Here is a 14,162-nt window from a genome sequence, read left to right on the forward strand (position 1 = left end):
AGACGCCCCATCCGGCCCCATCATGGGGCCGGTCCGTTGAGCAGCAGATGCGAGCTGGCGCGACTCTCGGTGTGTTGGTCCAGCGCAAAGTTAAACTCGAACAATGTCGAAGTCCGAGCGGAAATAATTTCCGCAACGGGGCCAGGAGCAGACTGTTCCGGCGGATAGGGGAGAAATGCATCGGCAAGATGATTCATGGATCAAATCTTCAAATGCTGGAGCACGCGTTCGCGCGTTCCGGGGCCGTTCTGATCCTGGTCGTCGATCGCGCCAAGCTTCAGTACGGCCCAGCGATCGGCGACGGAGAGCGCAAAATCGAGGTTCTGTTCCACCAGAATTATGGTCGTTCCGTTGTCATCTCGCTCATAGGCGAGGACTTCTCCGATCTTAGAGACGACCGAGGGCTGCAAACCCTCAGAGATCTCGTCGATGAAGAGTAGGCGAGGCTTGAGCATCAGTGCGCGCGATAGGATCAGCATCTTCTGCTCACCGCCGGACAGCGTTCCGGCCTTCTGCTGCATCCTCTCCTTCAGAAAGGGGAAGTAAGTGAATACACGCTCGAGCGCCGGCTTTAGGTCCCGGTCGGTTCTGAGCGCAAGTCGCAGGTTGTCACGGATCGAAAGATCCTGAAACAACGGCTGCTCCTGCGGCGCATAGCCGATCCCGGCTGAGATCAGTTCGGCAGTGCTTCGCCCGCTTATTGGCTTGCCGTCGACGCTCACCTCGCCTTGGGTCGGTTTAATCAAACCCAAGATCGACTTCAGAAGCGTCGTCTTTCCCATCCCGTTCTTGCCCATCAGGGCAAAGATCTCACCTGATTTTACGGAGAGCGTTACACCGTTGACGATGCTGACGCTTCCGTAGCCGCTGCAAAGTCCCGAGAGTTCGAGTTTGACGGTCTCACGCATGGGCGCCTCCCGAATAAATAGTACGGACGGTCTCCGACTGCACGACGTCTTCGACCGTGCCATCGAGAACCAGCTTGCCCTGGTGCAAGACCACAATCCGGCTTGAAATTTCGCGAACGAAATCGAGGTCGTGTTCTACGAGAATTGCGGCGAAGCCCAGGTCCGCTGTCAGGTGTTTGAGGACCGTGCCGATGGTCATGCGTTCTGCCTTGCTGAGGCCGGCCGTTGGTTCATCCAGCAGAATGAGCCGCGGTTCCAGGGCCACGACCATGGCCAGTTCCAGAGCCTGGCGCTGTCCGTGAGACAGGAGAGACACAGGCCGGTCTGCCATGTCGGTCAACCCCGTCAGACGCAGGATCTCGATCGCTGCAGCGGGAAGGTCGATTGCATCATGGCTTTGCGTCAAGGCAGGTCTCTCGTGGCGCATACGCACCATGCGCAGGCACTCAGCCACGGTCATGCTGTCGAAAATGCTCGCCACCTGAAACTTGCGGCCCACACCGAGCGCTACAACGTCCTGCGGCGGCAGGCCGGCAATATCCCGGCCGGCAATTTCGACACGACCTTCGATCTTCTCCGTTCCATCGGACAGGCATCGCATCAACGTCGTCTTGCCGGCTCCGTTCGGTCCTACCACGCTGACGAGCTCGCCTGGCCGAACGGCAAAGTCGATACCCTTGAGCACGGAGAGTGCGCCAAAGGATTTACCAAGCCTCGTGACGGAGACAACCGGAACACCAGAGGCCAGCGTACCCAGAGGGGCCGTTGACGTAAGTGCGGCAAGACGATGCTTGCGTTCATTCCGTCGGAAACGAACCGTCACCAGAGATGCAAGGCCACCCGGCAAGAGGATGATCATCACCACGAACACACCCCCGACGACAAGTTGCCACAGGAATGGCAGCTCGCCGGACAGATTGGCGCTCAGATAATCGACGCCAATCGCGCCCAGTAGCGGCCCAAAGATCGTGCCGCGACCTCCCAGAGCAGTCCAGACGACCAGTTCCGTGCCGAACACGAAACCACTGTTTTCAGGGGCAACGACACCGGAGGCATTTGCGAAGAGAAAGCCTGCCAGCCCGGCCACGCCTGCGAGAACAGCCATCAGGGCGATCTTGATCCGGGCTGGGCTGATCCCGAGATAGGCGACACGCGTCTCGTTGTCGCGAATGGCAATCAGCAGACGACCGGCATCCGATCGCACGAATACGAAGGCAGCGACGGCAAGCACGAGCAGGCAGAGCCCCGTCAGCCGGAAGAAGCCCACGAGCCCGAGCGGCAGTGTTTGGTAACCGACCAGACCGCTCGACGAGCCGGTCCATATGCCACCTGAATAAATGAGTTGGGTAATGACGATCGGCACCACAAGGGAGATCACGGTTGCATAAAGGGGCGTCGAGCCGTGATAGAAGGACAGCCAGCCGACGGCGAGACCCAGCACGAGCGGAATGAGAACAGCAGCAAGCAGCGCCAACACAAAGAAGGAGGAGCTCGCGCCGATACGGGTCAGGACCATGGCTGTGGCATAGGCCCCGACACCGAAGAAGGCTGCCTGGCCGAATGTCAGAATACCGGTGTAACCCCAAAGCAGATCGACAGTGATGGCAAGCATCGCGTAGATCATCGACCGTGTCAGCACATTGAGGCTGAAGCGGTCAAGGATCAGAGGGCCGAAGACGACCAGCAACAAGGCGCACAGCGCGAGGGCAGCCATCAGGGTCAGTCGGAATTTGTGTTTGTCAGGCACGGGCAAATCCCTTCGGACGAATGCGCAAAACGATGGCGCAAAGCAGGGCGACGGTGATTCCGCCAAGGACAGGGCTTAAAAACATGGAGACCAGCACCTGCGCTGCGCCGAAAAGCAGACAAGCGGTGGCAAGCGCGCCAAAGGAAGTGCCGGCGACCATGACCAGCATGAAGGCGCCCGTCAGCCAGGCAACACCCATGTTGGGATCAACGCTGGTCAGCGGAGCCAAAAGCACACCGGCCAGTGCCGCGAGACCTGTGCCGATCATGAATGTCACCAATCGGATTTTGGTCGTGTCCATGCCAAGCGCGCGCGCCAGGTTCTCGTTCATGATGACCGCTTGAGCCGAGAGGCCGAGACGTGTCCCCTCGAGTAGAAAGGCAAAGCCGAGGCCGATCACGAGTGCGGCCACAACGGCAAACAGACGGTAGAGCGAGTAACTCGCACCGAAGACGTCGAGCGTGCCTGGCAGCAGAGCCGGCGTGAAATGCACATCGCGTCCGAACCAGAGGGTGATCAACTGTCCGACAACGATCCCCAAGCCCCAGGTGGCCAGGATGGCATCCAAGGGACGACGGTAGAGTGGGCGGACGATAAAGCGTTCGGCCAAGGCACCGAGAACTGCGCCGGTGATAAAGGCTAGGACTGCTGCCAGCCACGGGTTCCAGCCCAATTGATTGGCCACGACAGCACAATATGCACCGATCGTCAGCCAGGCCCCATGGGCAAAATTGATGATCTTCAGCACACCGAAAATGGTCAGCAGGCCGGATGCGACAACGAAGAGGATCGCTGCCGTACTGATGATATCTAGGAAAAGTGTCATGTATGTCATCCCAGGATCGAAGGTGGGGCTTTCGCCCCACCTTGCCAACAATCAGAGCTTCGGGCACTGCTCGCCGGGATCAACGTCCTTGTAGCTGTCGACCACCTTGACACTGCCGTCAGCCTGAACCTGCCCAAGATACATGGTCAAAGGTGCGTGGTGTTGCTTGCTCATTGCAATGGTACCACGCGGACCTGTGAAGGAGACAGACAGCAGTGCGTCACGCACTGCAGCCGTCTTGGTCGACCCAGCCTTTTCCACCGCAGCCTTGTAAAGGTAAATGGCTTCATATTGAGGAACCGAGAGATCGTTCGGCGTGCGAAGATCTGCACCGAACTTTTTCGCCATGGCGGCGAGAAAAGCCTTGTTTTCGGCACTTGCAATGCTGGTAACATAGGATGCCGACAGGAAGATGCCGCTGGCTTCACCACCCATGCTTTTCGCCGTTCCTTCGTCTACCGCGAGGTTGCCATAAGGGAGCGCAACACCAGACGAGCGAAGCTGCTTGGTCAGCGTTACGTTGGGCGCGCCGCCAGCAGTTGAAGTGATGATGGCATCAGCACCAGAGGCCTTGAGTTTTGAGATAACGGCTGTCCAGTCACTGCCGTCCATCGGCAGATATTCCTCGCCGACAACCGAGGCGCCAGACTTCTGGATGTAGGTTTTGGCAAACTGCAGCATCCCACGGCCGAAGGCATAGTCGGAACCGATCAGGAAGAACTTCTTTGCGCCCTGCTTGCCAATGAAATTGTCGACCAGCGGCGGCACCTGCTGTTCAGGGACCCAGGCGTTAACGAAGAGATTGGCATTGCATGACTTGCCTTCGTAGAACGAGGTGTAGATGTAGGGCACATCTCCCTTGGTGATGTTCGGCAAGCCTGCGTTCCGGGCAGCGCTGGTTTCCATCGAGATCACGACGTCTACCTCTTTCTGGAAGACGAGTGAGTCGAAAGCTTTCTGCGCGCCTGCAGCCCCCGAAGCATCGTCCGCGATTTCGAGTTTGAGTGATCGGCCGAGGACGCCGCCTTTTGCATTGATTTCCTCGACCGCCAGTTCGGCTGCCTGAACGACCGATGGTGCAACGACGCTGTTGGCCCCGGACAATCCGACAGGTACGCCGATTTTGATCGGATCCGCTGCATAAGATGCCGGAGTGAAAGCGACGGATGCCAGAGCGAGCATGATGGTTGTACGTATCATTGTGTTCCCCTTTTTTTGATGGTTATGGTTGCTTGTCAGCGATAGACATCCGTCCGGCGATCGCCGAGCAGATGATTGAAACTGTTGAGGATGCGGCTTTGCGGCACACTCGATAGATCAATTACGGCGAGAAGAACCTCCTCGCGATCTGCACTGGCCGGGCCGGCCAATGGCCAGCCGTCAGGACCGACGATCAAGCTGCGGCCAATGAAGGGCTGGCCGCGCTCGGTACCGATCCGGTCCGCACAGACAATGTGAACGCCGTTGGAATGCGCTGCCGCCTTGGTAAGAATGTTCGACATCGTGTCGTCCCGACTTTCCGAGCCGGGCATGGGAACCCAGTTGGTCGGCACGCAGATCAGTTCGGCACCACTGAGTGCGAGCTGGCGAAACACTTCCGGGAACCAGCCATCGTAGCAGATCGCGATACCGACCTTGCCGATGCCAATGTCGAAGACCGGCAGCCCCAGATTGCCCGGCGCAAAATACCGGTTCTCGTCGTTCCACAGATGAAGCTTGCGATACTTGCCGAGATAGCCTTCCGGCCCGGTAAGGATTGCAGCATTGTAGAAGCTGTCGCCATCGCGCTCAGCGAGACCGCAAACGATGTGAATGGCGAGATCACGGGAAAGCGAAGCAAGGAAGCGCACGCTCGTGCCATCCGGAACCGATTCCGCAAGGGTGGCAAGCTCGGTCGTGCTTTGGAACAGGTAACCTGTATTGGCGAGTTCCGGCAGGACGACCAGATCGGCGCCTTCGCTCGCCGCTCGACGAACCATCCTGTCGATGGCAGCAAGATTGAAAGCTCGATCACCGATGTGCGGCTCGAACTGGGTCGCTGCCACTGTCAAATTTCGTGACGTCAGAACCGGATCGGACAAGTCATTCTCCAAACGCAAAAAACCTCCGGCACGGAAATCAATCCGTGAACCAGAGGCTGCTTAGCCAAAATGTGAAAGCGGCAACCTTGCCGCAGAGCAGTCCTGCTCGCCGACAAAGCTTCCACGGAAGCAAACGCAAGTCAAGACGCAAAATTGAGCAGATTTGGCCGCTGTTTAAATCTTCGGCAAAAGGGCCTTAACCGGGATCAGGTCAAGTCTCGGTTGTCTTCTTCACCGTCGAGCCCGGCAGAGGCAGTCCGAAGCTGCGCATGGTGTCATGCGCAGCAACGATCGATTCAGCGACCTGGGACATGGGAACCCGCTTCGCAGTCGCCTGATCTCGCAACAACTTATAGGCGGTATCTTCATCAAGGCTGTTCATGGCACGCAAGGCCGCGACAGCCTTCTCCACGAGCCGGCGTCCCTTCAACGTCTCTTCGAGTTTCTGAACCTTTCCGACCAATCGCTTCTCGTAGCTGTGCCGGTAGCGAGCCAAGGCAAACTGGGTAAGGATCCCCAGTGGACGGAGCGGTTTGGAAATGACGCCATGGGCATTTAAGTCTATGATTGCCTGCAATGCAGTGGGACTTTCATAGGTTAGGATCGCGATAATTGCCGGCTGCTGTGCCTCGCTGATTTGCACCGCGTGCTCGACGGACGTATCCTCTATATGCAGAAACAGGGTGTCGATGTCAGGCGGCAAGCTTGCAGGCAGGGGCCAGATTGCCCTCACCTCGCAACCGAGGCGGCGGAGATGAGAGACCAGAACATCGCCGTCTTCGTCACGTGGGTGCGCAACCAAAACGCGAGCTCGCCGTAGGTCTTGAATGATCCTGTTGGGCCCAGCCATCTCAAACCTCCAGCCATGCATCTTCGAAGCGAGATGCCGTGAGATAAGGATCGGGCCTAATCGGGCCGGGTGCTTGCCAGGCGATATCGAACAAGCCGTCCTCGCGGGCAATGCCGATCCGCGGATGGAGCCAGAGGTGACGTGTATCGCTGTCGAAACTGACACGACCTTCCGGGGCCATGAAGTCCTCCATCAAGACCTCTTCGGAGATGCGGTGTGTCTCAAGCGAGCCGGCGCGTTCGAGCGCCCGCGCAAAAAGATGGACCTGTGTGTAAGCCGGCTGCGACCAGACGCTAGTGGTCACATCACTCCCGAAGCGGCTCTTATAGGCCTCGACGAAGCGACTGTTTGCCTCGCCTTCAACGGTCTGGAAGTAGGTCGCAGACAGAATGTGCCCGGTGCAGAGGTTAGCTCCAATCTCGCGGATCTCGGTCTCGGCCATGGTCAGACTGGCGATCGGCATGTGACGGCGGTCGAACCCCGCGTCGGCATACATCCGATAAAACTCCTGGGCCGGCCGGCCGACCACGGTCGAAAAAATCGCATCCGGCTTCAGTCGCGTGATGTCCGAGAGCACCTGCTGCAGAACATCGCTGTCGGCATGCAGCGGAATGTAGCGTTCACCAACGACCTGTCCGCCCTTGGATTCGACGATGTCGCGCATCACCCGGTTTGATTCACGAGGGTAGATATAGTCGACACCGACGAAATAAATGCGCTGGCCATAATTGCGCAATAGGAACTCCGCCAGTGCAAAGGTGTTCTGGTTCAACGTGGCGCCGGTGTAGACGACATTTTCCGAATACTCGAAGCCTTCATACATCGAGGGATAGAAGAGCAAACCATTGTGACGCTCAACAATCGGAAGCACCGCCTTGCGGCTCGCCGAAGTAGAACAGCCAAAGATGATGTTGACGTCGTCCTCCGCCAGAAGGCGGCGGGCCAACTTCCGATAGGAACCGCTATCCCCGCCGGGGTCATAGACGATTGGCTGTATCGGCCGTCCAAGCACGCCCCCCGCAGCATTGAGTTCTTCAACCGCCAATGCGGTTCCCAGGAAATGCTCCGTCTCGGTCACCGTGGTGACACCGCTGCGGGAAAAGAGAACGCCCACGCGCCATTCGCTGTTTGACATATCCAAGCCCCATCAGGTCCATTGGTCTTGAAACCTATAGAGCGGACAGCTCTTGCGATATCAAGCAGCGGTGTCGCTTCGGCGCGTTCGTTGGTCTTCCACAGGCTTTCCTGGTCCCAAAACACTCACCACCGGTCGCGGATGCCGGATGGCGTCAACCTCTCGCGACACCATCACGGCAGAGCACAGCACTATTACTGGATCGAAAGCGCCTATGAGACGAGTGCGCAAGCGTAGCCGTGTCCGCTTTCGGGCGGCGGCAAAAACGAGATCTATGACTGGGATGGAAGCGCAAACCTGCCGGCCTGAACATTTCGGTGCGCGCAAATACGCCGGCCCTAGCATGTCATAACATGCTCGCTCGTCCAGTTTCTGCTCGTCATACCGTGAATGCCGCTCGAAACGCTTCAAGTGCGACTGCCGGATCACCTTTCGCGAAGGCTTCCATCCCGACTGGCCCACGATAGCCCATCTCGAAAAGAGCCCGAGCAATCGCATGGTAGTTGATCTCTCCGGTCCCTGGCTCACAGCGTCCTGGCACGTCAGCAACCTGCACCTCGCCAATCCAGGGCAAACATGCCCGGCAGGTCTCGATGAGATTACCTTCGCCAATCTGCACGTGGTAAAGGTCGAGGTTCAGCCTCAGACGTGGATGATTGACCGAAGATACCAGAGCCAGAGTGTCGGCGGCCCGGCCGAATGGCGTACCCGGATGGTCGACTGAAAGATTGAGGTTCTCCAGTGTGAAGACGACATTTTCTTCTTCTGCGAGCTCCACAATCCGGCAAAGCGTGTCTCGGGCCTTGAGCCACATGGCGCCAGTCACGATCTCCGCCGGTCGAGCAGGTAGGCCACCGGGACCGAGACCAGTCCCATGCAGATTCAGCCTCGCCACGCCAAGGTGTTTGCCGACCTGCGCCGTCTCTCGTGCGGACCGCAGCAGTTCATCCGCTCCCTCGTCATCGGCCAGTCTTCCAGTCAGGTAGCCATTCATGATCGAAAAAGTGGCACCCGATCTCTCCAAGGCGTTCACATCATGATCCGGCCAATTCCAAAGCCCCACCTGAAATCCCATTTCAGCAAGACACGCAGCCCGCCACTCGATCGGGCGATCCCGCCAGATCATTTCGGCGCAGGCAGCGAGAACGAATGGCTGTTGCATGTCAATTCTCCTGTTCAATTCTATGTAAATGAATGTGGGGACGTCTGAGGCAATTGCGGCCCCCAGTTATATCGTCTGGGCGAGCAGCATGCGATCGCTATTCGATTTGGCCATCGCATTGATCACGTGTTCGATCCCCAGTCCTTAAGCGAAATCCGGCCCGGTGTTCGGTGCGCCAGCTATCGCCATCAGGAGATCCTGGGCCTTTATGATCATCTGCTCATTGAATCCGGAATTGTGCCCGGGTGCGGGGCAGAAGACCAAAAAATCGGGTTGATCGGGGCCAGTAACATAGCGGACCAAGCCCGCCTCCCCGGGCCTGTGTATCCACAATTCGTTCATGTTCTCCTGGCAGAAGACGATCGTGCCTTGGCTCCCATGGGTCTCCCATTGTAGCCTGCACTTCCGACCACGAGCCACGCGAGATCTCGCGAAAGATCCATGCGCCTGAGCGAAACGCACCGCCATCGCACTGTACTCGTTCTCGGTCGCCTTTGGGTCGTTCGCCGAAGGCCGGGCGGGACCGCGATCCGGAGATCCAGCGCATCGTGCTGCTGGATGGGCCGGCCGTTCTTGGTGATCCCTCGCAATGGCCGAGCCAGAGCAGTTGTTTACAAGCCACCAAACGCACTATCGAGCAACTCGTCTCCGATGGGGTTATGAAAGACGTTGATCCTGAAGCAGCTGCCCGGTTAATGAACGGCGCGGCGCTAAATGCGGCTTTGTGGGTTGCGGCTAGCGATAAGCCGGAAGTTGTCCTACCAAAGGCCATTGAGGCCTTTCGTCTCTTGGCTGAAGGATTTCTTGCCTAGCCTTTATAAGGAACGCTTCTGCATCAAGCCAGACAAAGACACGCCGGATTAAGACCCACTGAGTGGTCGCGACCACGTAGAAATAATATGATCCACTACCGGCCGAAGCAGGTCTTTCGAGACACCTGCCTTGGCTTGAACGGCCATCCCTTGCGTCACCATCATGACATATTTCGCCAGGGCGCCACAATCCGCTGAGGCGCTGAGTTCACCCTCATCTTTTGCCCGCTCAAATCTCCCTCGCAATGCGGCTTCGGATTGTGTCCGTCGATCAATCAGGGCTTGGCGGACGGCTTCCGCATCATCAGAGCACGCCAGGGCGCCGTTTATCCCAAGGCATCCGCGGCTTTCACCGCCAAACGTATGAATGTCCAGCGCGTCCTCTAGGATGATGCGAACAACATCTTGAACTTTGGGCTCGTCAAGCGCGTCCGTCATGAACGCCATGTGCTTGGCTTCATATCGTTCGAGTGCTTTTCGAAAAAAGCTCTCTTTGTTCCCGAACGTCGCATAAAGGCTTGGGCGCGCAACGCCGGTCGCGCGCGTGAGATCATCGAAGGAGGTACCCTCATAACCTTTCTTCCAAAACATGGTCATGGCCGCTTCCAAAGCGACGTCCACATCAAATTCACGAGTTCGCCCCATCGCCCACCTCTTTCTGTACCGTTCGTTATAAAACGCTTGACGACACATGTCTAGATAATCTACCGCTCGTTACTATAACGATCGGTAAAGTATCCAGCGGCAGCTGCGTGCACGCTTGCGCCGGAAAACCAGAAAGAGACAGACAATGACCGAAGACCGAAATCAGCAGCGCATCGCCGTGGCAATAGACTACTTCCGCAAGGTGGACGCTGGCGATCCATCGATAATGGACCTTCTGACCGATGACATCCAAATTTATTTTCCGAAGTTCGGGGTGGGATATGGCAAGGCCGACGTCGGGCGCGCTGTCCAGGGAATGATGAGCTCACTCCGCAAAATCGAGCACGACTTCGATCGCATGAATATTCTCGTCTCGGGAGATCATGTGGTGGTCGAAGGCTTCGAAGGCGGGATTAGCGCCAATGGCACGCCGTGGCCGGTCGAAGGACGCTCCGAGGGCCGCTACTGTAATGTTTTTCAATTCGACGGTCTCAAAATAAAGCGTCTTCATATCTACGTCGATCCTGACTTCGGCAGCACGCACGAAGAGCGCTTCTTATGGCAGACAGTTGGCATGACGCGTCCCGGCGATATCTGATTTGAGAGGAAGTGACGCGGCCGCTGACCGTCTGCCCTTCAACACGATCAACAGAGCAAAACCGCCATTGCTTCTTGCCGCGGATTTAAACAACAACCTCATCGAGGTACCATTTATCTCCGAGCGGACCGGATGATCGACGGCGGATCTCTTTGGTGAAGGTGCGGCCGAATTTTTCCGCCCACTGCTGGATTGTCTGATGGGAGACGATGATCTCACGGGCAGCCAGCAGGCCCTCGACCATCCACAGGCTGAGAGGAAACTGGAAATACAGCCAAGGCGCATGGGCAATGACTTCAGCAGGTAAGTGATGGTGGCGATAGAGCGGATCACGGTCTTTCACGGCCGTCATCCGCATATCAAATTCCAGATTCCGTTACATTGACGATACCTGTGCATCGCCTGACTTCGCCGCTGGCCCGAAGATCTTCTCGCAATAGGACCGTAGCTTTTCCGGATGGTCCGCGGCTCCCCGATAGGCGATATGGCCGTCGGGACGCACGAGGATCAACGCTGCCGCCTGAAGGCCATAGGCTGCGTGCGCTTCGTGATCCAGGTCCGACAGGGTGATAAGATCGCTGGCGGAGGCGAACGCCGCGGCGAGAACCAGCCTAGGACGCACGAATTGCCAGCCGCGCACTGCGGCGCAGGCGGCGTCGAGTGCCGCGATCGCAGCTTTATCGCGCCCGTCGAAGGCGAGAAGCGTCCAGCCCCAGCTGTGACCATCGGGATTGTAGAGATACTGGAACAAGGTCGCCGAGCGTCCATCCGGCGCAATGACCTTGGCATCCGGCGCGCGCTCACCCGCCTTCGGCGCGTGTTTCCCGACGAGATCGGCGAGGCCGGTGAGATGATCCTCGTTCAGTGGACTGTCCGGATAGGCGACAGACAATTGCTGAAGATCGGCCGTGCCCTGGATGTATGCGCCGATGCTCGGCACGAAACGGGCGGTAAGATCGATGGCGGCATCCTTGAGGACGCCACGATACACGCTGTTTTCGAAGCCGCGCACCTGGCGACCATCCAGTGCACGATGCTCGCTGCCGCGCTCCGGGTCGTAAGAATCCAGCACAAGGGACGTACCGCTCCTGTTCAGGGCCATGGCCAATCGCCAGGCAATGCCGACGGCGTCGTGGAAGCCGGAATTCATGCCTTGCCCACCGGCAGGCAGGGACTCGTGACCGGCGTCGCCAACCAAATATACCCGTCCCGCGGCATAATGGTCCGCGGCGCCATGCTGGAAGCGGCTGTGTGTGATCCAGATCGGGTCCGTGATGGTCAGCGTCTCGTCTTCCGTCACCTCCCGCGCGATCGCCTGCATCTCCTCCAGCGTCGGATCACGATCGGGGATGCCGGTATCATCAGAGAGGAAGAACAGACGATGATACCCCTTCCAGACTGGAAGCACGCCACAGAAGCCATGACGATAATAGAAGAACCACAGGTGATCGAAATCGAGCGATCGACGCCAGCTGAGCTTGGCATCAAGCTGCCGATTGATCACGTGCGGCAGTTTCTTTAACTCGAAATCGAGGCCCAGCGCCTTGCGCACGGTGCCGCCATGGCCGTCGGCACCGATCAGGTATCGGCACCGTAGCTGCTCAGTCGGCCCCTGCACGTGATGACCATCATCGTCTCCGACGGTTCCGATCGTCACCGTGACACCAGCGGTATCTTGCTCGAAGGAAAGCGCCTTGATCCCCCGCTCCACGCGGCCACCTTTGGCCTCGATCTGCTCGGACAGCGTTTTCTCGATCACGTCCTGCCCGCTGTAGAGAACTGGTCCGTAACGGCTTGGCACATCGGCGATGGCGACCGGATCGACCGGACGCCCGTTCAGAAGCGTGTTGATCTGGGTGATGCTATAGGCGTTCTTTGCGATCGCATCGCGGATGCCGATGCTGGCCAGAAGCTCTTGCGGCCGAGCCCAGAGATTGTTGGCACGCGAGTGCGGCTTCGGATGCCGTCGCTGCTCGAACAGGCGGAATTTGATGCCGTGATGCGCCAGCGCACAGGCCGTGGTGAGGCCGATCGGGCCGGCCCCGATGATGATGACATCCGTATCGAAACCGTCATGCACGGTTGCATTGGTCATGGGTATTCCCTTTTCTTTACGGGCTTGGAAAGCCTTAAGCGGAATGGCCTAATCGGGGTGGGTTGGCACCGGTGTTGTCGCGAGTGTCTCATCAATGACCTCGTTGAGGTGGCGCAAAACCTCCATGGCGACCGCGAGACGTTCGCGGCCAATCCGGTCGAGAATTCGTGCATCAAGGGGACGCGAGGCGGCTTCGGCGCGAGTCAGCACGTCGCGCCCGGCGGGGGTTAAAACAACGAGCTTGGCACGCCGATGATGGGGGTTGGGCTCAAACGTGACGAAGCCCTGCTCGACGAGAAGGTCGCTCACCCGCTGCACTGCCTGGCGGGTCAGCCCCATATTGCGGGCGATGTGAGCCACGGGCAGCGGCACCGGCGAATAACCGAGAGCGCCCAGAACCTGCCACCAGGCGGTGGTCAACCCCAAGGGTCGGACTAGCGTATTGCCCGCATCCACAAGGCGGCCATTCGTCTCGAACACGGCGAGCACGAGTTCGCGAACATTCTTTTGAGCGTCTTCAGTGATCATGACAGCCTGACGTCCTTTCGACAACATGCTGTCAATGCCTAGTTTAGAGTTTAGTTCCGAAAACCTCTACTGCATTCACATATTCCAGCGGGACCAACGCCCTTGGCGGTCAGTCTGACATTAAACGTCTGCTCCAACGAGCAAACAATGGCAACGCCCTGCTCCCGAAGATGTCGCGCGACCCCTGTGGCCGGCGCTAGCGGGCCGTTTATTGGCGCACCATGATTGCGTTGGAAACAACCTCGAACAGGTATTCCGCTCGCGGCTTGAAGGGAGCTTGATCGTTCATCCAACCGAGCGCGCCGATTAGTGCGAACAAGTCGCTTCCTTCCATGTCGCTGCGCGCCACTCCTTGGGCTTGAGCGCGTTTTAGAAGCCGCTCACCTGCCTTGCGTAATTCATCGCACGAAGTGTGCAGTGCGGATTGAGGGTCTGCGAGGGCTGCCGCCATAATCGTCACCACGCCGCTGTAGACCTGCACAAACCCGACAGCATCGCGGAGCCAGATCAACAATGCTTCCCCTGGCGAGGACGAAAGTTCCAACGAGCCTGCTTTTGCCGTTAGCTCTTCCAGGCTCTTTCGCAGCAAGGCATCGAGCAACGCCTCACGCGTCGGAAAATGTCGCAACAGTGTGACGTGGCTCACCTCGGCTCTTCGCGCAATATCACGCAAAGAAGCACCCGCCCCTTGCTGCGTGATCACGTCACGAGCGGCGACAAGCAGGTGGTGATAGTTTTCTTTTGCGTCAGCGCGCATCGATCATCCTTGACAAAC

14 protein-coding genes and 2 pseudogenes are annotated in these 14,162 nt (G+C 58.2%); 2 read left to right on the forward strand and 14 right to left on the reverse strand.

What is annotated here, in order from left to right; genetic code table 11:
- Positions 1-20: 20 nt before the first annotated feature.
- The 9 genes from BJF91_RS25090 to BJF91_RS20895 form a co-directional block, all read right to left on the reverse strand.
- Complete coding sequence (locus tag BJF91_RS25090) at positions 21-197, reverse strand: hypothetical protein (RefSeq protein WP_162843901.1); 177 nt, start codon at positions 195-197, stop codon at positions 21-23.
- 3 nt (positions 198-200) lie between these two features.
- Positions 201-908 carry an ABC transporter ATP-binding protein gene (locus BJF91_RS20860; RefSeq protein ID WP_075616480.1) on the reverse strand — a complete coding sequence of 236 codons (708 nt, stop codon included), beginning with the start codon at positions 906-908 and terminating at the stop codon, positions 201-203.
- On the reverse strand, positions 901-2,622 hold the full coding sequence (locus tag BJF91_RS20865) for a branched-chain amino acid ABC transporter ATP-binding protein/permease (RefSeq protein ID WP_083943432.1): 1,722 nt from the start codon (positions 2,620-2,622) through the stop codon (positions 901-903). The genes BJF91_RS20860 and BJF91_RS20865 overlap by 8 nt, the downstream gene beginning before the upstream one ends.
- A gap of 25 nt (positions 2,623-2,647) precedes the next feature.
- The gene (locus tag BJF91_RS20870; RefSeq protein ID WP_075616481.1) at positions 2,648-3,481 is read right to left on the reverse strand and encodes a branched-chain amino acid ABC transporter permease; all 834 of its coding nucleotides are present in this window, start codon (positions 3,479-3,481) and stop codon (positions 2,648-2,650) included.
- Positions 3,482-3,532: 51 nt separating this feature from the next.
- Positions 3,533-4,681 (reverse strand): substrate-binding protein, encoded by a 1,149-nt coding sequence (locus tag BJF91_RS20875; protein ID WP_075616482.1) that lies wholly within the window; start codon positions 4,679-4,681, stop codon positions 3,533-3,535.
- Positions 4,682-4,716: 35 nt separating this feature from the next.
- Positions 4,717-5,562 carry a nitrilase family protein gene (locus BJF91_RS20880; protein ID WP_075616483.1) on the reverse strand — a complete coding sequence of 282 codons (846 nt, stop codon included), beginning with the start codon at positions 5,560-5,562 and terminating at the stop codon, positions 4,717-4,719.
- Between the two features lie 211 nt (positions 5,563-5,773).
- A complete protein-coding gene (locus tag BJF91_RS20885) occupies positions 5,774-6,412 on the reverse strand; it encodes an ANTAR domain-containing response regulator (RefSeq protein WP_075616484.1) in 639 nt (212 codons plus the stop codon).
- 1 nt (position 6,413) lies between these two features.
- Positions 6,414-7,547, reverse strand: coding sequence for a transporter substrate-binding domain-containing protein (locus BJF91_RS20890; RefSeq protein WP_075616485.1), 1,134 nt, complete (start codon positions 7,545-7,547; stop codon positions 6,414-6,416).
- Between the two features lie 379 nt (positions 7,548-7,926).
- Entirely contained in the window at positions 7,927-8,709 is a 783-nt protein-coding gene (locus BJF91_RS20895) for a TIM barrel protein (protein WP_075616486.1), read from the reverse strand.
- Between the two features lie 527 nt (positions 8,710-9,236).
- Between BJF91_RS20895 and BJF91_RS20905 the strand changes: the two are divergent.
- Positions 9,237-9,521 (forward strand): annotated as a pseudogene (locus tag BJF91_RS20905) (TetR/AcrR family transcriptional regulator); the annotation flags it as partial.
- Positions 9,522-9,569: 48 nt separating this feature from the next.
- Here the strand turns inward: BJF91_RS20905 and BJF91_RS20910 are convergent.
- Positions 9,570-10,166, reverse strand: coding sequence for a TetR/AcrR family transcriptional regulator (locus BJF91_RS20910; RefSeq protein ID WP_075616488.1), 597 nt, complete (start codon positions 10,164-10,166; stop codon positions 9,570-9,572).
- Between the two features lie 145 nt (positions 10,167-10,311).
- On the opposite strand from BJF91_RS20910, the gene BJF91_RS20915 reads away from it, so the two are divergent.
- Positions 10,312-10,764, forward strand: coding sequence for a nuclear transport factor 2 family protein (locus BJF91_RS20915; protein ID WP_075616489.1), 453 nt, complete (start codon positions 10,312-10,314; stop codon positions 10,762-10,764).
- 88 nt (positions 10,765-10,852) lie between these two features.
- Here BJF91_RS20915 and BJF91_RS20920 read toward each other — a convergent pair.
- From BJF91_RS20920 to BJF91_RS20935, 4 genes and pseudogenes are all read right to left on the reverse strand, one after another.
- Positions 10,853-11,107, reverse strand: a pseudogene (locus tag BJF91_RS20920) (IS6 family transposase); the annotation flags it as partial.
- A gap of 33 nt (positions 11,108-11,140) precedes the next feature.
- Complete coding sequence (locus BJF91_RS20925) at positions 11,141-12,859, reverse strand: FAD-dependent monooxygenase (protein WP_075616490.1); 1,719 nt, start codon at positions 12,857-12,859, stop codon at positions 11,141-11,143.
- A 48-nt stretch (positions 12,860-12,907) separates the two neighbouring features.
- Positions 12,908-13,414 carry a MarR family winged helix-turn-helix transcriptional regulator gene (locus tag BJF91_RS20930; protein ID WP_234801690.1) on the reverse strand — a complete coding sequence of 169 codons (507 nt, stop codon included), beginning with the start codon at positions 13,412-13,414 and terminating at the stop codon, positions 12,908-12,910.
- Between the two features lie 181 nt (positions 13,415-13,595).
- On the reverse strand, positions 13,596-14,144 hold the full coding sequence (locus tag BJF91_RS20935; RefSeq protein WP_075616492.1) for a TetR/AcrR family transcriptional regulator: 549 nt from the start codon (positions 14,142-14,144) through the stop codon (positions 13,596-13,598).
- Positions 14,145-14,162: the final 18 nt, after the last annotated feature.

Origin of the sequence: Gillisella taibaishanensis (assembly GCF_001938985.1) — a bacterium.
Taxonomy (GTDB): Bacteria; Pseudomonadota; Alphaproteobacteria; order Rhizobiales; family Rhizobiaceae; genus Allorhizobium; species Allorhizobium taibaishanense.

Bases quoted from the DNA above. Each gene is read 5' to 3' on its own strand.
- BJF91_RS25090 (WP_162843901.1), bottom strand. From the start codon at position 197: ATGAATCATCTTGCCGATGCATTTCTCCCCTATCCGCCGGAACAGTCT.
- BJF91_RS20860 (WP_075616480.1), bottom strand. From the start codon at position 908: ATGCGTGAGACCGTCAAACTCGAACTCTCGGGACTTTGCAGCGGCTAC.
- BJF91_RS20865 (WP_083943432.1), bottom strand. From the start codon at position 2,622: ATGGCTGCCCTCGCGCTGTGCGCCTTGTTGCTGGTCGTCTTCGGCCCT.
- BJF91_RS20870 (WP_075616481.1), bottom strand. From the start codon at position 3,481: ATGACACTTTTCCTAGATATCATCAGTACGGCAGCGATCCTCTTCGTT.
- BJF91_RS20875 (WP_075616482.1), bottom strand. From the start codon at position 4,681: ATGATACGTACAACCATCATGCTCGCTCTGGCATCCGTCGCTTTCACT.
- BJF91_RS20885 (WP_075616484.1), bottom strand. From the start codon at position 6,412: ATGGCTGGGCCCAACAGGATCATTCAAGACCTACGGCGAGCTCGCGTT.
- BJF91_RS20890 (WP_075616485.1), bottom strand. From the start codon at position 7,547: ATGTCAAACAGCGAATGGCGCGTGGGCGTTCTCTTTTCCCGCAGCGGT.
- BJF91_RS20895 (WP_075616486.1), bottom strand. From the start codon at position 8,709: ATGCAACAGCCATTCGTTCTCGCTGCCTGCGCCGAAATGATCTGGCGG.
- BJF91_RS20910 (WP_075616488.1), bottom strand. From the start codon at position 10,166: ATGGGGCGAACTCGTGAATTTGATGTGGACGTCGCTTTGGAAGCGGCC.
- BJF91_RS20915 (WP_075616489.1), top strand. From the start codon at position 10,312: ATGACCGAAGACCGAAATCAGCAGCGCATCGCCGTGGCAATAGACTAC.
- BJF91_RS20925 (WP_075616490.1), bottom strand. From the start codon at position 12,859: ATGACCAATGCAACCGTGCATGACGGTTTCGATACGGATGTCATCATC.
- BJF91_RS20930 (WP_234801690.1), bottom strand. From the start codon at position 13,414: ATGTTGTCGAAAGGACGTCAGGCTGTCATGATCACTGAAGACGCTCAA.
- BJF91_RS20935 (WP_075616492.1), bottom strand. From the start codon at position 14,144: ATGCGCGCTGACGCAAAAGAAAACTATCACCACCTGCTTGTCGCCGCT.